24 protein-coding genes and 2 tRNA genes are annotated in these 24,707 nt (G+C 67.0%); 15 read left to right on the top strand and 11 right to left on the bottom strand.

Features of this window, described 5'->3' with window-relative positions; genetic code table 11:
- From AC3DET_RS18350 to AC3DET_RS18340, 3 genes are all read right to left on the bottom strand, one after another.
- The gene (locus tag AC3DET_RS18350) at nt 1–498 is read right to left on the bottom strand and encodes a DUF1579 domain-containing protein (protein WP_488392549.1); all 498 of its coding nucleotides are present in this window, start codon (nt 496–498) and stop codon (nt 1–3) included.
- A 93-nt stretch (nt 499–591) separates the two neighbouring features.
- Nucleotides 592–804, bottom strand: coding sequence for a hypothetical protein (locus AC3DET_RS18345; RefSeq protein ID WP_142126021.1), 213 nt, complete (start codon nt 802–804; stop codon nt 592–594).
- Nucleotides 805–934: 130 nt separating this feature from the next.
- A complete protein-coding gene (locus tag AC3DET_RS18340) occupies nt 935–1,579 on the bottom strand; it encodes an arylesterase (protein ID WP_488392548.1) in 645 nt (214 codons plus the stop codon).
- A gap of 70 nt (nt 1,580–1,649) precedes the next feature.
- Here AC3DET_RS18340 and AC3DET_RS18335 point away from each other — a divergent pair, with 70 nt between their 5' ends.
- Both AC3DET_RS18335 and AC3DET_RS18330 read left to right on the top strand, forming a co-directional pair.
- Complete coding sequence (locus tag AC3DET_RS18335; protein WP_488392547.1) at nt 1,650–2,390, top strand: ABC transporter ATP-binding protein; 741 nt, start codon at nt 1,650–1,652, stop codon at nt 2,388–2,390.
- Entirely contained in the window at nt 2,387–4,888 is a 2,502-nt protein-coding gene (locus AC3DET_RS18330; protein WP_488392546.1) for an ABC transporter permease, read from the top strand. The genes AC3DET_RS18335 and AC3DET_RS18330 overlap by 4 nt, the downstream gene beginning before the upstream one ends.
- Before the next feature lie 121 nt (nt 4,889–5,009).
- Here the strand turns inward: AC3DET_RS18330 and AC3DET_RS18325 are convergent, their stop codons facing one another.
- The 5 genes from AC3DET_RS18325 to AC3DET_RS18305 all read right to left on the bottom strand — a co-directional run bounded on the left by AC3DET_RS18325 (nt 5,010) and on the right by AC3DET_RS18305 (nt 8,622).
- On the bottom strand, nt 5,010–6,233 hold the full coding sequence (locus tag AC3DET_RS18325; RefSeq protein ID WP_488392545.1) for an RtcB family protein: 1,224 nt from the start codon (nt 6,231–6,233) through the stop codon (nt 5,010–5,012).
- A 199-nt stretch (nt 6,234–6,432) separates the two neighbouring features.
- On the bottom strand, nt 6,433–7,551 hold the full coding sequence (locus tag AC3DET_RS18320; protein ID WP_488392544.1) for a slipin family protein: 1,119 nt from the start codon (nt 7,549–7,551) through the stop codon (nt 6,433–6,435).
- A gap of 371 nt (nt 7,552–7,922) precedes the next feature.
- Nucleotides 7,923–7,988: transfer RNA gene (locus AC3DET_RS18315), tRNA-Asn, on the bottom strand.
- A gap of 2 nt (nt 7,989–7,990) precedes the next feature.
- Nucleotides 7,991–8,062: transfer RNA gene (locus AC3DET_RS18310), tRNA-OTHER, on the bottom strand.
- Between the two features lie 434 nt (nt 8,063–8,496).
- Nucleotides 8,497–8,622 carry a hypothetical protein gene (locus tag AC3DET_RS18305; protein WP_255431495.1) on the bottom strand — a complete coding sequence of 42 codons (126 nt, stop codon included), beginning with the start codon at nt 8,620–8,622 and terminating at the stop codon, nt 8,497–8,499.
- On the opposite strand from AC3DET_RS18305, the gene AC3DET_RS18300 reads away from it, so the two are divergent.
- The 5 genes from AC3DET_RS18300 to AC3DET_RS18280 all read left to right on the top strand — a co-directional run bounded on the left by AC3DET_RS18300 (nt 8,621) and on the right by AC3DET_RS18280 (nt 11,847).
- Complete coding sequence (locus AC3DET_RS18300) at nt 8,621–8,788, top strand: hypothetical protein (RefSeq protein WP_337732608.1); 168 nt, start codon at nt 8,621–8,623, stop codon at nt 8,786–8,788. The genes AC3DET_RS18305 and AC3DET_RS18300 overlap by 2 nt on opposite strands.
- A gap of 72 nt (nt 8,789–8,860) precedes the next feature.
- Nucleotides 8,861–9,874, top strand: a complete 1,014-nt coding sequence (locus AC3DET_RS18295) for a class I SAM-dependent methyltransferase (RefSeq protein ID WP_488392616.1) — start codon at nt 8,861–8,863, stop codon at nt 9,872–9,874.
- 4 nt (nt 9,875–9,878) lie between these two features.
- Nucleotides 9,879–10,586 (top strand): pseudouridine synthase, encoded by a 708-nt coding sequence (locus AC3DET_RS18290; RefSeq protein WP_337732607.1) that lies wholly within the window; start codon nt 9,879–9,881, stop codon nt 10,584–10,586.
- Complete coding sequence (locus AC3DET_RS18285; RefSeq protein WP_488392543.1) at nt 10,583–11,269, top strand: HAD family hydrolase; 687 nt, start codon at nt 10,583–10,585, stop codon at nt 11,267–11,269. The genes AC3DET_RS18290 and AC3DET_RS18285 overlap by 4 nt, the downstream gene beginning before the upstream one ends.
- A gap of 155 nt (nt 11,270–11,424) precedes the next feature.
- Nucleotides 11,425–11,847, top strand: a complete 423-nt coding sequence (locus AC3DET_RS18280) for an REP-associated tyrosine transposase (RefSeq protein WP_337732605.1) — start codon at nt 11,425–11,427, stop codon at nt 11,845–11,847.
- Nucleotides 11,848–11,925: 78 nt separating this feature from the next.
- Here AC3DET_RS18280 and AC3DET_RS18275 read toward each other — a convergent pair whose 3' ends face one another.
- Complete coding sequence (locus AC3DET_RS18275) at nt 11,926–12,471, bottom strand: DUF1415 domain-containing protein (protein ID WP_446539410.1); 546 nt, start codon at nt 12,469–12,471, stop codon at nt 11,926–11,928.
- A gap of 10 nt (nt 12,472–12,481) precedes the next feature.
- Nucleotides 12,482–12,964 (bottom strand): YajQ family cyclic di-GMP-binding protein, encoded by a 483-nt coding sequence (locus AC3DET_RS18270; RefSeq protein ID WP_192202915.1) that lies wholly within the window; start codon nt 12,962–12,964, stop codon nt 12,482–12,484.
- A gap of 78 nt (nt 12,965–13,042) precedes the next feature.
- On the opposite strand from AC3DET_RS18270, the gene AC3DET_RS18265 reads away from it, so the two are divergent.
- Nucleotides 13,043–13,927 carry a DMT family transporter gene (locus tag AC3DET_RS18265; RefSeq protein WP_446539362.1) on the top strand — a complete coding sequence of 295 codons (885 nt, stop codon included), beginning with the start codon at nt 13,043–13,045 and terminating at the stop codon, nt 13,925–13,927.
- A 24-nt stretch (nt 13,928–13,951) separates the two neighbouring features.
- Entirely contained in the window at nt 13,952–14,509 is a 558-nt protein-coding gene (locus AC3DET_RS18260) for a CcdC protein domain-containing protein (RefSeq protein ID WP_337732603.1), read from the top strand.
- Between the two features lie 70 nt (nt 14,510–14,579).
- On the opposite strand, the gene AC3DET_RS18255 is transcribed toward AC3DET_RS18260, so the two are convergent.
- On the bottom strand, nt 14,580–15,215 hold the full coding sequence (locus AC3DET_RS18255; RefSeq protein ID WP_446539364.1) for an OmpW/AlkL family protein: 636 nt from the start codon (nt 15,213–15,215) through the stop codon (nt 14,580–14,582).
- 323 nt (nt 15,216–15,538) lie between these two features.
- Between AC3DET_RS18255 and AC3DET_RS18250 the strand changes: the two genes are divergently transcribed.
- The 6 genes from AC3DET_RS18250 (at nt 15,539) to AC3DET_RS18225 (ending at nt 24,705) form a co-directional block, all read left to right on the top strand.
- A complete protein-coding gene (locus tag AC3DET_RS18250) occupies nt 15,539–15,988 on the top strand; it encodes a DUF1801 domain-containing protein (protein WP_446539365.1) in 450 nt (149 codons plus the stop codon).
- Between the two features lie 5 nt (nt 15,989–15,993).
- The gene (locus tag AC3DET_RS18245) at nt 15,994–17,028 is read left to right on the top strand and encodes a LacI family DNA-binding transcriptional regulator (RefSeq protein WP_446539366.1); all 1,035 of its coding nucleotides are present in this window, start codon (nt 15,994–15,996) and stop codon (nt 17,026–17,028) included.
- A gap of 276 nt (nt 17,029–17,304) precedes the next feature.
- Nucleotides 17,305–20,283 carry a beta-phosphoglucomutase gene (gene pgmB, locus AC3DET_RS18240; protein ID WP_488392542.1) on the top strand — a complete coding sequence of 993 codons (2,979 nt, stop codon included), beginning with the start codon at nt 17,305–17,307 and terminating at the stop codon, nt 20,281–20,283.
- A 74-nt stretch (nt 20,284–20,357) separates the two neighbouring features.
- Nucleotides 20,358–22,760: a TonB-dependent receptor gene (locus AC3DET_RS18235; RefSeq protein ID WP_488392541.1), complete on the top strand. Its 2,403-nt coding sequence runs from the start codon at nt 20,358–20,360 to the stop codon at nt 22,758–22,760.
- Between the two features lie 171 nt (nt 22,761–22,931).
- A complete protein-coding gene (locus AC3DET_RS18230) occupies nt 22,932–24,173 on the top strand; it encodes an MFS transporter (RefSeq protein WP_337732597.1) in 1,242 nt (413 codons plus the stop codon).
- Nucleotides 24,174–24,249: 76 nt separating this feature from the next.
- A complete protein-coding gene (locus tag AC3DET_RS18225) occupies nt 24,250–24,705 on the top strand; it encodes a DMT family transporter (protein WP_192202921.1) in 456 nt (151 codons plus the stop codon).
- Nucleotides 24,706–24,707: the final 2 nt, after the last annotated feature.

Raw genomic sequence — 24,707 nt, 5'->3', positions numbered from 1 at the left:
CTATCCGACGCGGGTGTACTGCGTCTCGACCGCCCGCATTTCCTCGCCCTGCGGGGTGATGTTGAACATGGTGATAACCAGCGTGTCAGGGTCGGGTTGCTCCAGCGTCGTGCGCCAGCCCCAGCGCGGACCACCCTGTCCGTCGCCGTAGCTGCCCAGGACGTTGGGGCTCGGTGCGCTGCCGGTGCCGGTCGAGAACATGATGTTGGTGCCCGTCCCGAAACTCTCCACCCAGGCGGATTCCCAGTGACCATCGTCCAGGTGGTAGCCGTACAGCACGATGCCTTCGATGGGCTCATCGTTGAAGCGGCTCTCGTACTCGTGCATCAGGAAGCGTCCGCCCAGCACGCTGCGGATGCGTCCCCGCTGCGGGGCCTCGCAAGCCAGTTCGTCCGGCGTGAACCACAGGCGGAAGCGGCCTTCCCACTCACCGGCCATCTGCGCCAGTTGCCGGTGCCGGCCTTGCGCCAGCGACTCTTCGAACGCGTGCTTGCCCATGGCGCTCTCTCCAGGTGTGTGCCGCGGATCATGCCATCCGGTGACGGAGGGCGGACAGCGGCGCGCAGTCGCCCGCGCGCCCGGAGCGGTGTTTCAGCCGTGGCGTGCCAACAGCACGGACTCGTTGCTGGGCATCTCGACCACCACGGCGGTCGGGATGCCGTGATGCTGGTGCAGGGTGGCCGCGAGCAACTTGGCGTTCTCGCGCGCGTCGCCGAGGTTGTCGAACCAGTCACGGCCGAACTGGCCTTCGTACAGCTGCCAGCCGCTGGCATCGGCGGCGATGGTGAAAAGCAGGCGGGGCATTGCGTACTCCAGTCAGCATGCCGGGCAGGGAACCGGCATGGGGACTGTGCGCGAATGTGCCAGTTATCACATTCGGCGGACTGCCCGTATCGGCGTAGGAAAATTCCTACCGCCGTGTAGGTGCAACGCCTCAGCGCAGCAACGGCTCCAGCGCCGTCCAGACGTGGTCGCGCAGTTTCGGCTGGGCGCTGGCGACGGGGTGCAGGTTGTCGGCCTGGTAGGCATTGCGGTCCAGTGCGATGGGTTCCAGCAGGAACGGCAGCAGCGCAGTGCGGTACTGCTTGGCCAGCGCGCTGAAGTTCTGTTCGAAGCCGCGCGTGTAATCGGGGCCGTAATTCGGCGGCATCCGCATGCCGACCAGCAGCACCTTCGCCTTGCCTGCCTGCGCAGCCTTGATCATCTTTTCCAGATTGGCGCGCGTCTGCACCAGTGGCAGGCCCCGCAACCCGTCGTTCGCGCCCAGCGCGATGACCACGACGGCGGGCTTGTGGCGTTGCAGTTCCGCCGCGATGCGCGCCGCCCCGCCTGCAGTGGTCTCGCCACTGATGCTGGCGTTGACGACGCGCCAGCCCGGCTTCGTCCTGCCGATCCGGTCCGCGGTCAGCGACACCCATCCCTGCGGAGGCGCCAGGCCGTATGCCGCCGAGAGCGAGTCGCCCATCACCAGGACGGTGCGCGTGCCTTTCGCGGGCGCGGCCTGCGCACTCTGCGCTGCGGCGGGACGTGCAAATAGTGCGACGAGCAGAAGCAGCGCCAAGCCCATGGCCCATTGCATGCGTACGTCGCTGGCCCCATACCTGTTCAAATTAAGAAACATTTAATCCCTGCTCCCGATGATCCACGAAATGACCGACGAGACGATCATGGCCGACGCCAGCAGACTCCCCACTGAAGCCCCCCCCATTGCGCGCCATGCCGTGCTCGACGTGCAGGGCTTGGGCAAGCATGTGCCGCTGCCCGACGGTGCCCTGACGATACTCGACGACATCGGCTTCCGCATCGAGCATGGCGACACCGTCGCCATCGTGGGGGCATCCGGCTCCGGCAAGAGCACGCTGCTGTCGCTGCTGGCCGGCCTGGACGTGCCCAGTGCCGGCACGGTGACACTGGATGGCGAGCGCCTTTCGGACATGGACGAGGACGGTCGTGCGCGCGTGCGCGGGGAGAAGGTCGGCTTCGTCTTCCAGAGTTTCCAACTGCTGCCGTCGTTGACGGCGCTGGAAAACGTCATGCTGCCGCTGGAACTGCGCGGTGACGCCGATGCGGAAGGCCCTGCCCGGCAGATCCTGGAAAAAGTCGGCCTTGGCCAGCGCCTCGGCCATTATCCGCGCCAGTTGTCGGGTGGTGAGCAGCAGCGCGTCGCCCTGGCGCGCGCGTTCGTCACGCGGCCCTCGCTGCTGTTCGCGGATGAACCCACCGGCAATCTCGACACGCATACCGGGCAGGCCATCATCGAGCTGCTGTTCGCGCTGAACGCTGATGCAGGCACCACGCTGATCCTGGTCACCCACGACGATCATCTCGCCGAACGCTGCCAGCGCCGCCTGCGCCTGGATGCCGGTCGCCTGCAGGGTTCTGCGGCATGAAGACGCTCGCGCTGGCCTGGCGCCAGCTGCGGCGCGACCTGGTGGCGGGGGACATCCGCATCCTGTTCGCCGCGCTGGTGCTCGCCGTGGTGGCGGTGACCTCCGTCGGCTTCGTCACCGACCGCGCGGAGCGCGCGCTGGCGATCGAGGCGAACCGGCTGCTCGGTGGCGACGTGGTGGTGCGCGGCGATGCCCCGCCTTCGGACGCACTGCGTGCGCTCGCCCGGGCACCCGGCCTGCGGGTGACCGAGACGCATGAACTGCAGAGCATGGTACGCGCGGGCGAATCGCTCTCGCTGGGCGACCTGCGTGCGCTGGGCGAAGGCTTCCCGCTGCGCGGCAACTTCCGCCTGGTGGATCGCGCGGGTGGCGTCGAACGCGATGCTGCAGGCATTCCGGCACCCGGCACGGTGTGGATCAGCCAGGCCGGCGCGGAGACGCTGGGTGCGAAGCCCGGCGACGGGATCGGCATCGGCACGCGCACGCTGAAGCTGGCCGCGCTTGTCACCCAGGAGCCGGATGCCGCGCTGGACTATTTCAACGTCGCGCCGAAGGTCTTCCTCAATCTTGCCGATCTGCCGTCCACTGATCTGGTGCAGGAAGGCAGCCGGCTGCGTTACCGACTCGTCGTTGCCGGCGAGGCGGCGGCGGTGGAAAGCTTCACGGCGGCCGCAAAGCCGCAACTCGCGCGTGGGCAACGGATGGAAACCATCCAGGACGCACGGCCCGAGGTGCGTTCCGCACTTGATCGCGCGAGTCGTTTCCTCGGTCTCGCCGCGCTGGTCTCCGTGGTGCTGGCGGCGGTCGCCGTGGCGATGGCCGCGCGCCGGCACAGCGAACGGCACCTGTCCGGCACCGCGGTGATGCGCTGCCTGGGCGCCCAGCAGCGCACGCTGGTGGGTATCCACGTAGGCGAACTGGTGCTGTTGGGTCTGGCGGCGTGCACGGTGGGCGTGCTGGTCGCCTTCGGTCTGCAATGGGGCATCGGTAGCTGGTTGCAGCAGTCGCTGAAGATCGACATTCCGCCAGCAGGCCTGATGCCGGCGCTGCAAGGTTATGGCGTGGGCATGATCGTGCTGCTCGCGTTCGGTGCGCCGCCGGTGCTGGCGCTGCGTCGGGTGCCGGCATTGCGCGTGTTGAGGCGCGATCTCGACCGTACCGAACCGAGCGCATGGCTGGTCGCGCTGACCGGCTTCGTCGGTCTGGGCGCGCTGCTGTGGTGGAAGGCCGGCTCGCCCGCCTTGGGCACGGCGATGCTGGTCGGCATCGTCAGTACGCTCGCCGTGCTCTCGCTGCTGGCCTGGGCGATGATCCTGCTGGTGCGTCGCCTGCGTTCGCGGCTACGCGGCAGCCTGCGTTACGGCTTGGCCAATGTCAGCCGCCGGGCGGGAACGTCGATCGCGCAGGTGTCGGCGCTCGGCCTCGGCCTGATGGCACTGTTGTTGCTGACCTTCGTGCGCACCGACCTGCTGGATCGCTGGCAGCTCGCGCTGTCAGCCAATGCGCCCAACCGCTTCATCATCAACGTGCAGCCGGACCAGGTGGATCCGGTGAAGACCTTCATGCAGACGCGCGGGCTCTCGGCGGTGGACCTGTATCCGATGATCCGTGGCCGGCTGGTCGAACTCAACGGCAAGCCGAGCAGTGGCGCAGACTACGAAGAGGCTGACGAGCGCACGCAGCGCCGCGCCGAGCGCGAGTTCAACCTGTCGATGGCGACGACACTGCGTGACGACAACAAGGTGACGGCCGGCGAGTTCTGGACCGGACGCACACCGTCGTCACCGGAGTTGTCGGTGGAGGAGGAGTTCGCCGAGGCGTTGGGATGGAAGGTCGGTGACCGGGTGGCGTTCGATATCGCCGGCCAGCGCTTCGAGGGCCGCGTCACCAGCCTGCGCAGCGTGGACTGGGAAAGCTTCCGTCCGAACTTCTTCGTTGTCGCCTCGCCGGGTGCGCTCGATGGCTACTCCGCCAGCTACATCACCGCCGTCAGCGTGCCGTCGGGAGATGCTGCCTTCACGCGCGAGCTGGTCGACCAGTTCCCCAACCTGTCGGTGATCGACGTGGAGGCGGTGCTCAACCAGGTGCGCAGCACGGCCGAGCAGGTCTCGCAGGTGGTGCAGGTGGTGTTCTGGTTCTCGCTCGCGGCGGGCCTGCTGGTGTTGATGGCGGCGGTGAGCGCCAGCCAGGACGAGCGACTGCTCGAGGGCGGCGTGATGCGCGTGCTCGGCGGCAGCCGCCGCCAGCTGCGGTTGGCGCAGGCCTCGGAGTTCGCCGCCATCGGCCTGCTGGCGGGTCTGGTGGCGGCGATAGCGGCGTCCGTGTTGTCGGGCGTGGTGGCCACGCAGGTGTTCGACCTGCCCTGGAAGGCGAACTGGCAGCTGGCCGCCATCGGTGGCGGGCTGGGCATGCTCGCAGCCCTTGGTGCCGGCCTGTTCGCCACGCGCAAGGTGCTGGATGCGCCGCCGTCGGTGACGTTGCGCGAACTGCAGGGATAGCGCCTGTAGGAGGGGCTTCAGCCCCGACCTGACCATCAGGGATGGCGGTCGGGGCTGAAGCCCCTCCTACAAAAAAGAGCCATCCGTTGCTGGATGGCTCCGAGGCAGCATCAGGAGACTTTCACCCCTTGATGCAGACGACCTGGCGCAGAGTGTGCACCACCTCCACCAGGTCGGACTGCGCCGACATCACGGCGTCGATGTCCTTGTAGGCCGCCGGCGATTCGTCGATCACACCGGCGTCCTTGCGACATTCGACGTGCGCCGTTGCTTCGCGGTGCTGCGACAGCGTGATCTGCTGGCGCGCGGCGGTACGGCTCAGCACGCGGCCGGCCCCGTGGCTGCAGCTGTGGAAGCTGTCCGCGTTGCCCTTGCCACGCACGATGAAGCTCTTCGCGCCCATGCTGCCGGGGATGATCCCCAGCTCGCCGGCACGCGCGCTCACCGCGCCCTTGCGGGTCACCAGCAGATCAACGCCGCCGTGCATCTCCTTCTGCACGTAGTTGTGGTGGCAGTTGACCGCCATCTTCTCCAACTGGAACTTCGGCAGGCGGTGGCGCATCTCGGCCAGCACGCGCGACATCATCGCTTCACGGTTCTCGCGGGCGTAGTCCTGCGCCCACGACACCGCTTCCACGTAGTCGTCGAACAGGGGCTCGCCTTCCATGAAGAAGGCCAGGTCCTTGTCCGGCAGGTGGAAGCCGAGCACGCGGTGCGCCAACTGCTCGCGCGCGCGCTCGATGAAGTACGTGCCGATCAGGTTGCCGGTGCCGCGCGAACCGCTGTGCAGCATCACCCACACCGCGTCGGCCTCGTCCAGGCAGATCTCGATGAAGTGGTTGCCGCCGCCCAGCGTGCCGATCTGGCGGTCCAGCTTGTCGGTGCGGATCTTGCGGTGCTTCTGCTTGATCGCCTCCAGGCGCGGCTCCAGCCCCGACTGCGCGATGCGCGTGGCGATGCTGTCGGGCAGCTTCCAGTGCTCGCCACCACGGCCGTTGCCGACCGGCACGCTGCGTTCGATGCTCGAGCGCAACTGCGCCAGGTTGTCCGGCAGGTCCTTCGCGCGCAGCGTGGTGCGCACCGCGGCCATGCCGCAGCCGATGTCCACGCCGACGGCGGCCGGGATGATGGCGCCGCGGGTCGGGATGACCGAGCCCACGGTGGCGCCCTTGCCCAGGTGCACGTCGGGCATCACTGCGACCCACGGGCCGACGAAGGGGATGGCCGCGATGTTCCGCAGCTGCTCATGGGCACCCTGGTCCAAGGGCACGCCGCGCACCCAGCCCTTGATCGGCGTGGTGCTGCCCTCGGCGTGCAGCAGTTCGAATTGGGAATGCATGTTCATGTGTTCACTCCATTGAAAGGATAAAGCCCCTTCCCCCGCGTGCGAGGGAAGGTTGGGGTGGGGGCGAACTACGCCGCAGCGCCGTCCTCCGCCGAAAGCCGGACCACGTCCTCGCGCTCTCCTTGCGCCGACGCGTGCCGTGCTCCGGCGGCCCCCACCCCAGCCCTCCCCCGTGAACGGGGGAGGGGGCAGGTTTCCGCTACTTCAACGTCACCAATTGCTTCAGCACGCCATCCAGGCCGCCGAACACGGTGAGCTTGTCGATCTTCTCGGTGACCTTTTCCAGCGCCTCGAGCTCCTTCAGGCGCATCAGCACCGGCGACTCGTCGATCAGCTTCGCGGTGTTGAGCAGGGAACGCGTGGCGTTCGCCTCCTCGCGGCGGCGGATCACGTTGGCCTGCGCCGTCTTCTCCGCCTGCACCACCCCGTTGAGGATCTCCTTCATCTCGCCCGGCAGGATCACGTCCTTCACGCCGACGCCCAGCACCTCCACGCCGAGGCCGGTCAACTGGCCACGTACGTAAGCGAAGATGTCGGCGTCCAGCGAGGCCTTGTCGCCCAGCAGTTCGTCCAGTGTCCTGGCCGAGACCACCTTGCGCAGGCCGTACTGCAACTCACGGTAGACGAAGTCGCCCACCTTCGCGACCTTGGTGCGCGCCGCCACCACGTCGGTGACGCGGGTGCTGGCGGCGAGGTTCACGCGCAGGCTCACCTTGTCGCGGGTCAGCAGTTCCTGGCCCGAGACCTCGATCGTCTGCACGCGGAGATCCACGATGTCCACCACCACGTTCTTCTGGAAATTCCAGAAGGCGTAGCTGCCCGGGGCGAGCGTGCGATCGAGCTTGCCGTCGATGAAGACCAGGCCCGCGAATTCCGCCGGCACATCGGCCACCATCGCCAGCTTCGACAGCGCGCCCAGCTGGCGCAGGCGTCGCGCCACGGCGACGTCCACGTCCGGCGTGGCGAGCGACACCGCGCGCACCTCGACCTTCACCAGGCCGATCCAGTACAGGCGCCGCGTGCCGGGCGGCAGCACGTCTTCCAGCTTGCCGTTCTTCAGCACCAGGCCGACCTGGTCCACGCCGATGTCGGCGAGCACGAAGACCTCGCCCAGGCCTTCGCCCAGGCGCGCGATCAGCGCGTCGACATCATGACCGGCGTATTCCGGCGCAGCGATGTTGAAAGTGCGCACCTCGATGCGACCCATCGGGTCGAACCAGCGGTACACACCCGGCACGAGCAGCTGCTCGAACCGACGGTTGCGATACACCAGGCCGCGCTCGCCGTCACCGATCACGACCCTCTTGGTCCAGAACATGGCGTTGTTCTCCTTGTTGGCTCTGGTGGTTCGATCCAGTTGGCAAACATCGTCGCGGAGGATCGATTCCCGCGACGATGGTGTGCCGTCCGCGACATGCGGACAGCGGAAGAAGTTGGAAACGTCCCTGGACGGAGGCGGTGCGGACAGCCGGCGCTGTCGGCGGAGGCGTCGTCGCAAGCGGTGATCCGGAGATCGCAGCGATCGCGGCGTGCATCCGCGTCGAGGGCGCGGAGCCGGCACCATCCCCGCTGCGGCGCCCTGTCTTTCCGCAGTCCATCGCGGAGAGACGTTGCGCCACACGGGGCGTTTCCTGGTGGGACTTGCGTCCCGGTGTCATGACGTGAAAGGTCATGTGCCCTTGCAGGCGTTGGAGCGGGAATCGAACCCGCGACAGTCGGATTAACAGTCCGATGCTCTAACCATCTGAGCTATCCAGTGGTGGACGAACCGGATTTGAACCGGTGGCCAACGGCATATGCCGCTGCTCTCCCAAGCTGAGCTATCGTCCGCTCGAGGAACACCGCCTCCCACGCTTCGGCATACGCCACGGCAGCGCCGCGCGCACCGGACGGGATACAAACCCGTACCGCTGTAGTGTGTTCGATCGATGCTCCCCATTGCCGGCTGTCGCCAACCGGCAATTCGTGCGGGCGCCATGCGCCCTTGTGGTGTCCACTCCCTGCGCCGCTCGCGTCGAAGCATCACAACGCAGCGCACATGCGCCGGTTGCAGCCGCGCCCCTGCCTCGGGACGCGTGGATGCGTTACCCGGATGCTTCAGGGCGGAAAGGAATTTCCGTGGTGGAATGGATGGAACCTGGTCGATGCATGCGCATCCTCCGCGAACGCTGGAAACAAAACGCCCCCGGGGCTTGCGACCCGAGGGCGTTCGCGTTTCCTCGGGAGATCGGGGTGGCCGATCTCCCTGGGAGTCAGCCGGATGTCAGGTGGCCAGATGCCGCGCGGGTTCGTTGCCGGGCTTGGCATCGAACGCATACGCACGCACGCGCAGGCCGCAGCGCGATGGCTGCAGGTCAAGCGTGTTGGCGATGGAGTGCGCGGGCTTCATGGAAATCATTCTGGTGAAAAAACAGCCGCAGGGGCCGAAGGCCGCGCACGATACGCGGGTTGTTTTCGTTGTGCAACATTTTTTTAACTGCGGTATCGCCAGCCCGACAAGCGGCATTCCTTCCATGCTGCGCGCATACGCGGAACCGCCGCGTGCGCACGGGTAGAATTGCGCCCTGCTTCCCGTTGATGGTGTTCCCTTGGCCTCCCGATATTCCGATCCCGCGCTGGATGCGTTGATGCTGCCGTTCGCGCAAGGGCAGCTGGCCTGGCCGGCGGGTCCGGTGTTGTTCCTGCGCGCGCGCGATGGCGCTGCACTGCGCCAGTTCCCGCTTGCGCAACTGGTATGCGAACAGAGTTTCCGGCCCGATGCCGAACTGCTGGAGCGTGCGGGACTTCAGGTGGTGGCCGATGCCGCTGAGGGCGACACGCGCTATCCCCTGGTGCTGGTGCTTCCACCACGCCAACGCGAAGAAGCGCGTGCACTGCTGGCGCGGGCCGTCGAGCGCGTCGCACCGGGCGGCATCGTGGTCGCCGCGATGACCAACAACGAAGGCGCGAAATCGGGCGAAGCCGACCTGAAGCAACTCGCAGGCCTCGCGGGCACGCTGACAAAATTCCACTGCCGCACGTTCTGGACAAGGACCCTCGGAGACAGCACCGACGAGGCGTTGCTGCGTCAATGGTCGGCGCTCGATGCGCCTCGGCGGATCGAAGGCGGGCGCTACCTCAGCCGTCCCGGTGTATTCGCCTGGAACCGCATCGATCCGGCGTCTGCGTTGCTGGTCGAGTGCCTGCCGACCGATATCGCCGGCCACGGCGCCGACCTGGGCGCGGGATGGGGATTCCTTTCGCTGGCCTTGCTCGCCCGCAATCCCGGCATCACCGCACTCGATCTCTACGAGGCCGAAGCGCGCGCGTTGGCGTTGGCGAAGGCGAACCTCGCGGACACCGGGTCGACCGCAACGCTCGGTTTCCATTGGCACGACGTTACCGCAGGACTGCCGAGCCGCTACGACTTCATCGTCAGCAATCCGCCGTTCCACACGCAGAGCCGTGCGGATCGCCCCGATATCGGCCAGCGCTTCATCACCGCCGCCGCGGCCGCGCTCAAGCCGGGCGGCCGGTTGTGGCTGGTGGCCAATCGCCATCTGCCGTACGAGCAGACCTTGAACGACAGCTTCGGCGACGTGCGCGTGGCCGGCGAGCGTGACGGTTTCAAGGTGATTGCCGCCATCAAGGCGAGGCGGTGAACGCATGAAGATCGTCAAGCACATCGCCAACCTAGGGTATGGCAGCCGCAAGCAGGTCCAATGGATGTTCCGCGAGGGACGCATCACCGACGCCGCGGGCGAGGTGCTGTACGCCGATGATCCGGTCGACCACGACAACATCCGCGTAGATGGCGAGCCGCTCGATCCTGCGCCGGGGCTGGCGATCCTGTTGCACAAGCCCGTCGGCTACACCTGCTCGACCAAAGATACCGGCCGCATCGTCTACGACCTGTTCCCGTCGCGTTTCCGCGATCGCTCGCCGGTGCTGTCCACGGTGGGGCGACTCGACCGCGAGACCAGCGGCCTGCTGCTGCTCACCGACGACGGTGGACTGCTGCACCGGATCATCTCGCCGAAGGCCAACCTGCCCAAGGTCTACGACGTCACGCTGGCGCAGGATTTGCGCGGCGACGAAGGTGCGGTCTTTGCCAGTGGCACGTTGATGCTGGAATCGGAGCAGACGCCGCTGGCGCCGGCCGGCCTGCACGTGATCGACCCGCGCCATGCGCAGGTCACGCTCACCGAAGGTCGTTACCACCAGGTGCGTCGCATGTTCGCCGCCGTCGGCAACCATGTGGAGGCGCTGCATCGCAGTCGCACCGGGGGACTGACGCTGGGCGACCTGGAGCCTGGGCAGTGGCGCCTCCTGGGCGAGGATGACCTCCGCCAGCTGTTCGAGGGAAACGCGTGAGTCCTGCACGCCTGCCGTTCGTGCCCGAGGCGGTGATCTTCGACATGGACGGCCTGATGCTGGACAGCGAACGCGCGATCATCGGTTGCCTGGCGGAAGCCGCGCGCGAGCTTGGCCACGATATGCCCGAGGTGCTGTGGCTGTCGATGGTCGGCCACAGCGAGGCCGTCTGCCGCCACCTGCTGGACGAAGCCATCGGCGAAGCGCAGCGCGAGCGCGTGTTGCAGCGTTCGCACGTGCTTTACGAGGCGGTGGTCGCGGCGGGTGTACCACACCGTCCCGGCATCATCGAGATGCTGGATTTCCTCGATTCCCGCAGGATTCCACGCGCCGTCGCCACGTCGACGCGTCGTCCGCTGGCGCTGCGCAAGCTGGATGCCGCCGGCCTGCTGCCACGGTTCGACGCCATCTGCACCAGCAGCGATGTCGAGCATCCCAAGCCTGCGCCCGATGTCTATCTGCTCGCGGCACGCTCGCTCGGCGTCGATCCACGGCGGTGCCTGGTGCTGGAGGATTCGCCCACCGGCGTGCGCGCCGCACTTGCCGCCGGCATGCATCCGATCCAGATCCCGGACCTGCTGGAACCGGACGACGCCGTGCGTGCGCTTGGGCACACCATCCTGTCATCGCTGGACGATGCACGCATGTTGCTGGAGCAGCGTTTGCTTGGAGAGGTTTTGTAGGAGCGACGTGAGTCGCGACCGCACGGCAAATTCCCACTCGAATGCGCGAGGTCTCCTGATATGGCGGCCCTTGGTGTGATTCCATGCTCACCGGCATGGATAACGCCGACTGCCTGCGACGAACTGGAGGTCACGCCGATTTGCGTCACGGACGCATGTCAGCGGAAGGACAGGTCTACCTGGTCACCTTCGTCACGCATGACCGCCGACCGCTGTTCTCCGATACCGCCGTGGCCCATGATGCCGCGCGTGCGGCCACCGACAGGCGGCTTTGGTATCGCTCCCGGCTGTTGGCATGGGTACTCATGCCGGATCACTGGCATGGGCTGATCGAGTTGGGAGCTATGGAATCCCTGTCCGTCTGCGTGCAGCGCCTGAAGACCAATACGTCACGCGCGGCGGCCAGGCCTGAAGGTCCGCGACGCGTGTGGGCGCCTGGCTTCCATGATCGTGCGATCCGTTCGGATGACGGCCTGCGGGCCGCCGCGCGCTATCTTGTCGCCAATCCATTGCGCGCTGGATTGGTCGACAGGATCGGGAGTTATCCGTACTGGGATGCGGTGTGGCTCCAGGCCTAGAGAAGCGATGACGGAGCCATGGGGCGGACGGTCGGCGGTCGCGACTTGCGTCGCTCCTACAGAAGAGCCAGACCTCTCTCACTCCCCGAACAGCTTCGCCCACCCCGCATGCCCCAGCGAGTCCAGCGTCTTCACGTTGCGCTCGACGATGACGTCGGCATCGGGGAAGGCTTCCACCGCGCGGTCGATGCTGGCTTCGCGCAGCAGGTGCAGGGTGGGGTAGGGCGATCGGTTGGTGTAGTTGCTGATGTCGTCCGGGGCGGTGCCGGCGAACTGGTAGTCCGGGTGGAAGCTGGCCACCTGGATCACGCCCTGCAGGTCCAGTGCCTCGACCGCGGCGTCGGCGTTGTCGAGGAAATCGTTGTAGTCGAGGAAGTCGGTCAGCACGTCGGGATGGATGATCAGCGTGGTGTCGACCTGTTCGGGGTCCGCATCCCGCAGCAGCACCAGTTCTTCCGCCAGTTCTTCCAGCAGTGCCTCCGGGGTGCTCGCATCGCTGAGCACGAAGCGGACCTGCTGCTTCACGTACACCGCTTTCGCGAACGGGCACAGGTTCAGGCCGATCACCGCGCGCTCCACCCACTGGCGGGTGGTGGCGATGGGATCGGCCACGCCGCTGGCGATGTGCGGAACGTCAGTCACGGAAATTGTCGAACTGCAGCGGCAGTTCGAACTCGGTCTTCTTCAGCAGGGCGATGACATCCTGCAGGTCGTCGCGCTTCTTGCCGGTCACACGCAGCTTCTCGCCGTTGATCTGCGCTTCCACCTTGAGCTTGGCGTCCTTGATCGTGGAGACGATCTTCTTCGCCAGCTTCTGTTCGATGCCCTGTTTGACGGTGACCTTCTGGCGCGCGCCGGCCAGATTGGTGTCCACGTCGCCGAACTCGAGGCAGCGTACGTCGATCTGGCGGGCAATCAGGCGGGCACGCAGGATGTCGGTCATCTGCTTGAGCTGGAAGTCGCTCGGCGCGGACTGGGTGATGAGTTTGTCTTCCAGCTCGAACTTCGCTTCCACGCCCTTGAAGTCGAAGCGGGTGGAGAGCTCGCGGTTGGCCTGGTCCACGGCGTTGGTCAGTTCGTGGGCGTTGACTTCGGAGACGACGTCGAAAGAGGGCATGGGGGGTCTTCCTGTCTGATGCGCCGCCATTCTAGCGTGCCGCCCTCGCCGCCGAGCGCCGGCCGGTGATAATGGCGCATGTCCGCGCCCCGCCCCTCCCTCGCTTCCGCCGTCCTGCTGATGCTGGCGGCCGTCCTGATGTTCGCGTTGATGGATGCAGGGCTGAAGCTGCTCTCTGCGCACTATCCGCCCTTGCAGGTCGCTGCGTTGCGCGGCCTCTCCTCGCTGCCCCTGGTCGCGTTGTGGGTGCTGGCCACGGTGCCGCCGCGCTTGTTGCTGCGCGTGTACTGGCCGCTGCATCTGCTGCGCGGCGTGCTGGGCATCGCGATGATGGGCGGGTTCGTCTACGGCTTGCGGACGATGCCGCTGTCCACGGCGTACGCGATCACTTTCGTCGCGCCGCTGCTGGTCACGGCGATGGCGGGTCCGTTGCTGAAAGAGCGCGTGGGACCGGCACGCTGGGTGGCGATCTTCATCGGCCTGGTGGGAGTCCTGGTGATCCTGCGACCCACCGGCGAGGGCATGCTGACCCAGGGTGGGCTGGCAATCCTGCTGGCCGCGATCTGCTATGCGCTGGGTGCGGTCACCGTGCGCATGCTGGCGCAGCGCGACAGCACGCAGGCGATGGTGTTCTGGTTCGTCGTCCTGCTGTCGCTGGGCGCGTGGCTGCTTGCGCTTCCGGCGTGGAAGCCGCTGCAGCCCGCGCATGGCTGGATCATCGCGGGCGTCGGTGTCTCCGGTTCGCTGGCACAGGTGGCACTGACCGAGGCGTTCCGCCGGGGCGAGGCCTCGCTGATCGCGCCGCTGGAATACACCGCGCTGGTATGGGGCGTGCTGCTGGACGTGGCCTTGTGGTCGGTGCTGCCGGACGGGATCACCTGGATCGGCGCCGGCATCATCGTCGCCAGCGGGCTGTACCTGCTGCGGCGCGAAAAGGTCCATGTGGAAGCCGAACACCCCTGACGCACGTTGCGGCATGATGCGCGCATGCCCATCGTCCTTGTCCTGCTTTTCGTCTTCCTGCTGCTGGCGTTGTGGGCGGTGCTGTTGCCCGTCTCCTTGTGGCAGCGTTACCGCTACGGCCGAGCGCGCCGCATGGCACGCAGCTGGTTGCTGACGCTCAACGCATGGAGCCTGCTGGTGTCGGTGGCGATCTTCATCGCGGTCAGCGCGTTCGGCCTGTTCTGGTGGCCGGACAGCCTGGTCGGTGCCGGAGTGGGACTGGCTGCCGGAAGCTTGCTCGGCCTGGTGGGCGTATGGCTCACGCGCTGGGATGTCGCGCCGCAGGGCGTGTTCTATCAGCCCAATGCCTGGCTGGCGTTGCTGCTGGTCGCCATCGTGGCCGGGCGCATCGTGCTGGGATTCGTGCAGATGGCGCAGTACTGGCGGAGCGGCGGCGTGCCGGCGACCCATGCGCTGTTGAGCGGCCACGGCAGCCTGCTGGCAGTGGCCGGCCTGCTGCTGGGCTACTACCTGGTTTATGCCTGGGGCGTGAAGTGGCGCGTCACGCGCTTGCAACGCCTGCGCGGCCACGTCGCGCGGTGATCCGTCCCGCCCAATGAAAAGGCGGCGGGCCCGAAGGCCCGCCGCCGCATCGACGCGTTGGAGCAATGGATCAGAAGCGCGCGCCGATACCCACGCCCACGACCCAGGGGTCGATCGTCAGTTCTTCACCGGTGCCCTGGCCTGCGACACGCACGCCGGCATCGCCCTTCATGTAACGGGCATCCGCACGCGCGAACCAGCGCTCGTTGATGTTGAAGTCCATGCCGGCCGTTGCGATGGCGCCCTTGGCGGTTTCCAGGCCCACGTGCGCGCCATCGCCGCCGATGGTCTCGTCACTGAAGTTGGACTCGTAATAGCCCAGCCCCACGAACGGACGCATCACCTTGTCCGGCGTGCCGAAATGGTACTGGCCACTCAGCGCGATCGGCTGCTGGTCGACGGTGCCGATCTTGCCCGGGCCGTCGGCCTTGACCCGATGGTTGAACTTGTCGGCGGCGCCCCACAGCTCCACCGCGATGTTGTCGGTGGCATACCAGCTGGCGCTGATGACCGGCGCGACATCGCCATCGATCTTCAGCCCCGGCGCTGGATCGCGATCAGGCTTGAGGATGGCGGCACCGCCGACCACGGCGAAGCGCTTTCCGGTTGAGGACGAGGGGGCGTCCGTCGATGCGTCCTGTGCAAATGCGACGGGAGCGGCCATCAGGGTGGCAAGGGCAATAGTGAGGGTGCGAATGGACGTCATGCGGGTGTCTCCTGTTGTTTTCTTTTGTCCCCGCTGCGCGGCGGCGCATCGGTTGCGTCGTCGCGATCAGGGCGAGCGCACCGTAACCACCAGCGCATGAACGTCTGCCACGTCTCGACGTGAACGAATAGCGAACCGGGTGGAATCGAACGCGATTCTTCACCGTGCGTGCATGTCGCTGACCATGAGCTCGCGCATGCGCCCGGTCCAGCGGCGAGGGTCTTTCGTTGCCTGTCCCGGATCTGTCGCGCGCGATGTGGGCGGACTCCGAATGACGTGCGCGCCTGGCTGCGCTACTGTCGCAGGCACGAGGAGCGATGCCCATGGTCAGCAGCAAGGCGGAGACGGTCGAGGGCTATCTTGCGGAACTGCCCGAGGCACGGCGGCAGGTGGTGGCAAGGGTGCGCGAGCTGGTCAATCGCCACCTGCCCGAAGGCTACGCGGAGACGATGAGCTGGGGGATGATCAGCTGGGAGATCCCGCTCTCGCGCTATCCGACGACCTACAACAGGCAGCCGCTGCCGTACGTCGCGCTGGCGGCGCAGAAGCAGTACTACGCGCTCTACCTGACGGGCTGCCATGCGGACTCCAGCCAGGATGCGGTCCTGCGTGGCGCGTACGCCGCCGCTGGCCGGAAGCTGGACATGGGCAAGTCCTGCCTGCGCTTCAAGACATGGGATGAGCTGTTGCCTGATGCCATCGGCGCGGTGATCGCGTCCACGCCGGTGGACGCGCATATTGCACAATACGAAGCCAGCCGCGCCCGGAAGTGACCCGCATGCCCCCTGCCAAACGCAAGCCGCGCACCGGACGCGCCAGGACGGACCTGCCGGAACCCGGCGGCCACCTGACGATGGCGGACCTGGCGAAGGTGGCAGGTGTTTCCGCCATCACCGTCTCGCGCGCATTGCGCGACAGCCCGCTGGTCAACGCCGAGACCCGCGAACGCGTGCGCCAGGTCGCGCAGCAGTATGGCTATGCGTTCAACGTGAGCGCACGCAACCTCAAGCTCCGCCGCAGCATGACCGTGGCCGTGGTGGTGGAGATGAAGCCCACCGTCGAAAGGCAGATGTCGGGGCCCTATCCGCTCGACCTGCTGGGCGGCATCACCCAGGAACTCACATCGACCGGTTACAGCGTGCTGCTGACCTCGCTGCAAGGGGGCGCGTTGCCGAACGTGCAGGCCGCCGATGGCGTGATCCTGCTGGGCCAGGGCGCGCACGAGGATGCGATGCACACGGTGCAGCGCTGGGGCCGGCCCATGGTGGTCTGGGGGGCGGTCAGCCGGCATGAGTCGCAAGTCGTCGTCGGCAGCGACAACCGTCGCGGCGGAGCGCTGGCGGCGGAGCGCTTCATCGCACTCGGCCGCCGCCGACCTGCGTTCCTCGGCGATCCCGCGCACGGTGAGTTCGCCGAGCGCCTCGAAGGCTTCACCGCGGCGCTGGCACGGCATGGCATCACGCCACTGACGCCCACCGTCGCCAGTTTCACCGTGGGGGCAGGCGCGGACGCCGTGCACGCCTTGCTGCAGGAGCACCCCCAGGTCGATGCGTTGTTCGCCGCCAGCGACCTGCTCGCCATCGGTGCGATCCGCGCGCTGATCGAGCGCGGCCGCCGCGTGCCGGAGGACGTGTCGGTGATCGGTTACGACGACACGCCCTTGGGTGCCACCTACGTACCGCCATTGACGTCCGTGCATCAGAACTTCATCGATGCCGGCGTGCTGCTGGCGCGCAAGGTCCGCACCCTGATCGAGGGCGAAGCGACCACCTCCGAGACCCTGCCCACGCACCTGGTGGTACGCGCGACCTGAGCGCATGCCGCTGCTGCATCGCAGCGGCCACCCGGTGGACATTTTCGTCGGTCGCCTTGGGTGGTATCGCCTGCAAGTCATTGAAAAAGCATGTTGTTCTCCCGGGATTACCTTCCGGGGCGCGACGTTTCAAGTCACTGTAGTGCTGCTCTGACATCGATAACTTGACATCGATAACAACGGCTCCTAGCGTGCCTCCGCCCGTGGTGCCACTGCGGGATGCGCCAGGCCAGAGCGGGGATGTCGGTGGAACAGAGGCAAAGCAATGCAACAGGAATGGACGCGGGCGCCGACGAGATGCGGCCCGATCCGTGGCGACTGACCCAGCGGGGCTTCGATGCGGCGCGTGCCGCCCGTGACGAGACCTTGTTTGCGCTGGCCAACGGCACGCTCGGCGTGCGCGGCGCCCTCGAGGAAGGCGACAGCGTCAGCGACGGCAGTTTCCTGTCGAGCGTGTTCGAGCAGAACCCGATCCACTACCACGAACGTTTCCCGGGCTTCACGCGCAGTACCGACACGCGCGTGCCGGTGGCAGAAGGCAAGCACATCCGGCTGCAGCTGGGCGATGCGCCGCTGCGGGTTGAGGAAGCGGCGTGGCTGGACTTCGAACGCACCCTGGACCTGGCTGCGGGCACGCTGGACCGCCGCCTCAGGCTGAAGACGCCGCAGGGCCACACACTGGAGATCCGTGCGCAGCGCGTGGTACCGCTGGCCGAGCGCGCGCTGCTGGCGATCCGCTTCGAAGTCGCCTCGATCGACTATGCCGGTCCGTTGACCTTGCGTTCGTCGATCGAAACCGGGCGCCAGGCGATCGAACAGGGCGACGATCCCCGCATCGGCGTGGCCGGTGGCGAGGCGATGGACGTGTTCGACGAACATGCCGGTGCCGGCGGTGCATGGCTCACCCAGCGCACGCACCACAGCGGAATCACGCTGGTCTGTGCCCAGCATCACCGGTTGTCGCAAGGGGTCGCGTTCGCTTCAGCGGATGCCGGCGAAGGGCGCGTCGAGCAGTGCTTCGAGGCCGTACTCGCGCCGGGCGCGTCGGTGGTCGTCGAGAAGTTCGTCGCTTACGACGATGGCAACGGTACCGTGCGCGATGGCGTGCAGGCAGTGCTGGCGCGTGCGCAGGCCGCGGGCTTCGATGCGATCGCCCGCGCACAGGCGGAGACTCTGCAGGCGTTCTGGCAACGCGCCGGCATTTCGGTGGAGGGCGATCCGGCGGCCGAACTGGCGCTGCGCTTCAACCTGTTCCACCTGCTGCAATCGGCCGGTCGCGACGGCATCAACGGCACGGCGGCCAAGGGCATCACCGGCGAAGGCTATGAGGGCCACTGCTTCTGGGACACCGAGGCCTTCGTGCTGCCTGTGATGGCATTGACGGCGCCCGACGTGGCACGCGCCATGCTGATGTACCGCTTCCGCACACTGGATGGAGCACGCGACACCGCGCGTGCGATGAACCATCCGCGCGGCGCGCTGTACCCCTGGCGCACCATCGCTGGCCGCGAATGTTCCGCGCACTATCCCAGCGGTTCGGCGGCGTACCACATCAACGCCGCCATCGCGTACGGGATCGGGCTTTATCTCGACGCCAGCGATGATCTCGACTTCCTCAGCGAGGCTGGCGCCGAGATTCTTTTCGAGACCGCACGGATCTGGCCGCAGGCGGGCCACTTCAATCCGCGGCTCGACGGTGCGTTCTGCATCCACGAAGTGACGGGCCCGGACGAATACACCACGCTGGTCAACAACAACTGGTACACCAACCGCATGGCGCAGCGGCACCTGCTGCGTGCGGTCCAGGCCTGGGCGCGGCTGTCGGCCGCGCGGCCCGCTGCGCTGGCGGAACTCGCCTCACGCATCGGGCTGGACGCCGACGAAGTCGCGCTGTGGCAGCGTGCCGCCGAGGCGATGTACCTGCCGGTCGACGACGCATTGGGCATCCATCCGCAGGACGACGATTTCCTCGGCAAGCCGCGTTGGCCGTTTCCGAAGCGCGAAGGGCCGCACCGCCCGCTGCTGCTCGACTACCACCCGCTGACGCTGTACCGCCACCAGGTCTGCAAGCAGGCCGACGTGGTGATGGCGATGGTGCTGGCCGGTGACGGTATCGCGCTGGGTGCGAAGCGTCGCGACTTCGACTACTACGAAGCGGTCACTACCCATGACTCCACGCTGTCGGCGCCCGTGTACGGCATCCTCGCCAGCGAGGTCGGGCACGACGAAAAGGCATGGCGCTATTTCGACGCCAGTCTGCGCGTGGACCTGGATGACCTGCATGGCAACACCGACCACGGCGTGCACATGGCGGCGATGGCGGGCAGCTGGCTGGGGCTGGTGCAGGGCTTCGGCGGGCTGCGCATCGTGGGCGGTCGCCTGCAGTTCGCGCCGACGCTGCCCACCGCCTGGAAGGGCTACGGTTTCAACCTGCGTTGGCGCGGTTGCGCACTGCGGGTGGACGTGGATGCGCGGGGCGTGCGCTATCGGCTGGACGAGGGTGACCTGCTCGCCTTCGCCCATGCCGGGAGCGAAGTGGTGCTGAAGCCGGGGCGGGAAACCGTGTTGCCGCTTGCCGTGCCGTCGCCGCCGAAAGCCGTGTTCCCGCGTGCCTGCCGTGCCTTGGTCTTCGACCTGGACGGCGTACTGACCGACACCGCGCATACGCACTACCGGGCATGGAAACGGCTGGCCGACGAAATCGACGTCCCATTCGATCTGCTGGTGAACGAGCGGCTCAAGGGTGTGGACCGGATGGCTTCGCTGGAGATCATCCTGGAGCGCAAATCACGCGCCTACAGCGCAGACGAGAAGCGCGCGCTGGCCGATACCAAGAACGGTTACTACGTGCAGGAAATCGCCAGCGTGGGTCCGCAGGATCTGTTCGACGGTGTGCGCGAGGTGCTGGATGCCGCGCGTGCGGCGGGCCTGAAGCTCGGGCTGGCGTCCGCCAGCCGCAACGCGCCTGCGCTGCTGGACAAGCTGGGCATCGCCGACTGCTTCGACTACATCGCCGATGCCGGCCGCATCGCGCGCGCCAAACCGGACCCGGCCATCTTCCTGGACGTGGCCGCCGCACTCGGCGTGCCCGCGCACCTGTGCATCGGGGTGGAAGACGCCGCCGCCGGCATCGAGGCCATCCATGCCGCCGGCATGGCTGCCGTGGGCATCGGCGACGCCCGCGCGCTGCGCCACGCCGATGCCGTGATTCCCCGCATCGCCAAGTTCGACCTGAGGACGTTCGTTTCGCCTTGACCGCACACGGCCACAGAAGCCGCGGCGGCAGCCTGTCACTACAACAACAAACGCACTACGTGGAGGGAGAGACCATGCAACACACCAAGCACCCGATGCGCTACGCCCTGTCGGCCGCCATCGCGCTGGCGCTCGCGCCGGTACTGGCGGGCGCCCAGGAAGCCGCCCCGGCGCCCGCTAACGACGAGGCGACGACACTCGACGCCGTCATCGTCAGCGGTACGGCCAAGTTCAAGGGCCTGCGCAAACGCGACGCCAGCTTCTCGATCAGCACGGCCACGCCGGAGCAGATCCAGGAAACCGCGCCCACCAGCACTGCCGACCTGCTGAAGATCGTGCCGGGCGTCTGGGCCGAGGCCAGCGGTGGCGGCACCGGCGCCAACGTCTTCGTGCGCGGCATGCCGTCCGAGGGCGACGCACCGTTCTTCACCCTGCAGCTGGACGGCTCGCCGATCTTCCCGCCGCCGACGCTGTCGTTCCTCGAAAACACCACGCTGTTCCGCATCGACGACACCATCGCGCGCGTCGAAGGCCTGCGCGGCGGTCCCAGCCCGATCTACTCGAACGGGCAGCCCGGCGTGACGGTCAACTTCATCCAGAAGAAGGGCGAGGACACGCCGGAGGGCAGCGTGCGCCTGACGCTGGGTACCGACAGTCTGCGCCGGGTCGACTTCTACAGCGGTGGTCCGCTGAGCGCGGACAGCGGCTGGTACTACAGTGTGGGCGGCTTCTACCGCGAGACCGACGGCGTGCGCCAGACAGGCTTCCCCGTGGAAAAGGGTGGCCAGCTGAGCGCCACGCTGACCAAGCGCTGGGCCGAAGGCGAGTTCAACCTCTATGCGCGTCATACCGACGACCAGAACACCTTCTATACGGCGGTGCCGCTGGTTTCGCGCAACAACGGCAAGGACATTTCCAGCTTCCCGGGCCTGGACGCCACCACCGGCACGCTGGTCGGTGACGACTTCCGCCGGGTAACGCTGCCCACCGGCGTCGGCAACCAGACGATGACCCGCGACCTGGCCGATGGCCGGGGCGTGGACATCGACGTGTTCGGCGGCTCGTTGGACTGGTACGTCGGCAACTGGACCATCAGCGACAAGTTCAACTACCTCAAGGGCGACGCGCCGACCTACGCGCTGTTCACCGGCGCCAACCCGCAGACCCTGTCGTCCTACATCACCGACACCTACGGGGCGGGCGTCACCGGCACCGGCACCTTCGTCAATGGCGGCGGCACGGTGGATCCGAACCAGCAGGTGCTGACCGCAGGCTTCTGGGTGGTGGAGAAGGAGATCAGCTCGTTCACCAACGACCTGCGTTTCAGCGTCGATCTGACCGACAGCAATGCGCTGACGTTCGGCGTGTACTACGCGGACTATTCATCCAAGGACCGTTGGTGGCTGGGCAACAACATGCTGCTGACCGCGCAGGACAACGCGCGCCGCGTGAACCTGGCGCTGTCCAACGGGCAGGTGGCGACGCGTGACGGATTCGTGGGCACGGCGTTCTACAACATCCGCGGCGACTACGACGGCCAGAACGCGGCCTTCTTCATCGCCGACGAATGGACCGTCAACGACCGCATCCGCCTGGATGCCGGCGTGCGCTACGAGCGGCAGGAAGTGAACGGCACGGTGTGGGATCCGGTCACGGTCGACCTGGACGGCAATCCGAACACGCTGTACGACAACAACACTTCGGTCTCGACCACGCCACGCAGCATCGACCAGAACGACAGCGACGTGTCCTGGACGGCCGGCTTGAACTACACGCTTAACGATAGCGTCAGCCTGTTCGGTCGCGTCAACTCGGGCTTCACCTTCCCGCAGTTCGACAACCTGCGCGACGGCGCCAACAACAAGACCGAGATCGACCAGTACGAGTTGGGCCTGAAGGCCGGCGGCGAGACGTATGAGATGTACCTCACCGCGTTCTACAACGACTTCACCGGCCTGCGCTACCAGGCGTTCGACAACAACGGCAACAACGTCGTCATCATCGGCGACTCGAAGGCGCGCGGCCTGGAGTTCGAAGGTGCGTGGCGTCCGGTGGGCGGCTTCGAGCTGGCGTGGAATGCGACCTGGCTGCGTGCCAAGTACGGCGACTTCGCCACCTACGATGGCAACCAGGTGGTGCGCCAGCCGAAGTTCCGCGCGCGACTGACACCGAGCTACTACTGGTCCATGCCGTGGGGCGACCTGAAGGTGTTCACCACCTATACGCATGTCGGTGACCGCTACTCCGATCCCGCCAATGGCCAGGTGCTTCCCGAATACGACACCTGGGACATCGGGGCCAGCGCACACGTGGGCGAGAACTGGGAGTTCACCTTCTCGGGCCGCAACGTCACCGACGAGATCGCGCTGACCGAGGGCAATGCACGCGTGCTGGGCAATGCGACCAGTGGCGGCGTGTTCATGGGTCGCCCGCTGGAAGGCACGTCGTACCAGGCCTCCGTCGCCTATCGTTGGTGAGGCATCGGGGCCCGCCCTGATGCGGGCCGTCCTCCACCGCCGCGCCGTCTCTCCCCGGCGCGGCGGTGGATACTGTTTCCCGCCGGGTGCCGCGTGGCGTGACCACGCGACCTCCCTCCGCGCACTCCGGGCCAGGCGGTCAGGAGGCGCTTGCGCTTACCGGTACCGCCCATGACACGCACCCGCATGATCCTGGCAATGATCCTGACCTACATGATCTTCGCCATGCTGTTGAATTCCGTGGGCACCGTGATCCTGCAGTCCATACAGGGATTCGGCATCACCAAGGCCGATGCCAGCCTGCTGGAGGCGTTCAAGGACCTGCCCATCGCGATCACCTCGTTCCTGGTCGCGTCGTTCCTGCCGAGGGTGGGCTACCGCCGGGCGATGATGCTCGGCCTGCTGCTGGTCGCCGCCGCCTGCATCGCGATGCCGCTGCTGCAGGCGTTCTGGGCGACCAAGCTGCTCTTCACGGCGGTCGGTGTGTCGTTCGCGCTGGTGAAGGTGTCGGTCTACTCCAGCATCGGCCTGCTGACCGACGATGCGAAGGCGCATGCGGCGCTCACCAGCACCGTCGAAGGCTGGTTCATGGTCGGGATCCTCGGCAGTGCCTGGTTGTTCGCGGCCTTCATCAATGCGGATGCGCCGGGCGATCCGGTCTGGCTGGATGTCTATTGGGTGCTTGCGGCGATGTGCGCAGCGGTGGTCGCGCTGCTCGCGACCAGTACGCTGGACGAGCGCGCCGCGCGCGACGGCCATGCGGCGGGGGAATCCTTCATCGACATGTTCCGCCTGCTGGCAATGCCACTGGTGGTGGTGTTCCTGGTGTCGGCCTTCCTCTACGTGCTGATGGAGCAGGCCATCAATACCTGGCTGCCGACGTTCAATCGCGAGATCCTGCACCTGCCCACCACGCTCAGCGTGCAGGCGGCCAGTATCTTCGCCGGGTCGCTGGCGCTCGGTCGCCTGGGAGGCGGCGTGCTGCTGCGGCGCGTGCCGTGGTTCTGGCTACTGTCCGGCTGCGTGGCGGCGATGGCAGCGCTGGTGCTTCTGGCGTTGCCGCTGGCGGCGAATGTGCAGGCACGCGACGGCATGACCTGGTGGAACGCGCCCGCGGCTGCCTATGTGTTCCCGATGATCGGCCTGCTGATGGCGCCGATCTATCCGGCGATCAATTCGGTGGTGCTCAGTGCACTGCCCAAGTCGCGGCATGCAGCGATGACGGGGCTGATCGTGGTGTTCTCCGCCCTGGGCGGAACCACCGGCTCCTACGTCACCGGCCAGTTGTTCGCGCATTTCGACGGGTCGCGTGCGTTCTATCTGCTGCTGGCGCCGATGGCCATGTTGCTGGTGTCGATGGCGCTGCTGCAGCGCGCGGTGTCGGGGAAGCGAGGCATGCCGCAACCCGCGTGACGTCAGCACGTTGACGCCGCGTGGCGGGTGGCTTCGCGTATCGTGTCCGCCTTCCGTTACCGAGACGAGACGACGCATGAACGCGACCGGCGTGGCCCTGGCCCTCTTCATCGGCATGCTGCTGCCGCTGCAGGCGTTGATCAACGCGTCGCTCGGCAAACAGACCTTTGGCCCCGTGTTCGCCTCGCTGGCGTCCTTCATGGTCGGAACCGGGGTGCTGTTGGCGTGGTGGTGGCTCAGCCGGCCGGTATTCGTGCCTGCCGCGCTGGGCAAAGTGCCGTGGTGGGCATGGACGGGGGGCATGATCGGGGCGGTGTTCGTTGCCTCGGCCACCCTGCTGGTGCCTCGCCTGGGAGCGGCGTCGTTGATCTGCCTGGTGGTGGCGGGACAACTGGCGGGTTCGGTCGTGCTGGACCACTTCGGGGTACTGCATGCGCGGCAACCGGTGGATGCGCTGCGTGTCGTCGGCCTGCTGCTGGTGGTCGCCGGCGCGCTGCTGGTGGTGAAGCCCTGGCAGTCGGCGGGCGGCTGATC

The sequence above is a fragment of the Pseudoxanthomonas sp. 97-1-1 genome (assembly GCF_057773125.1).
Note: the sequence above shows the minus strand (reverse complement) of the source record. Positions and strands in the feature narration are given on the sequence as shown.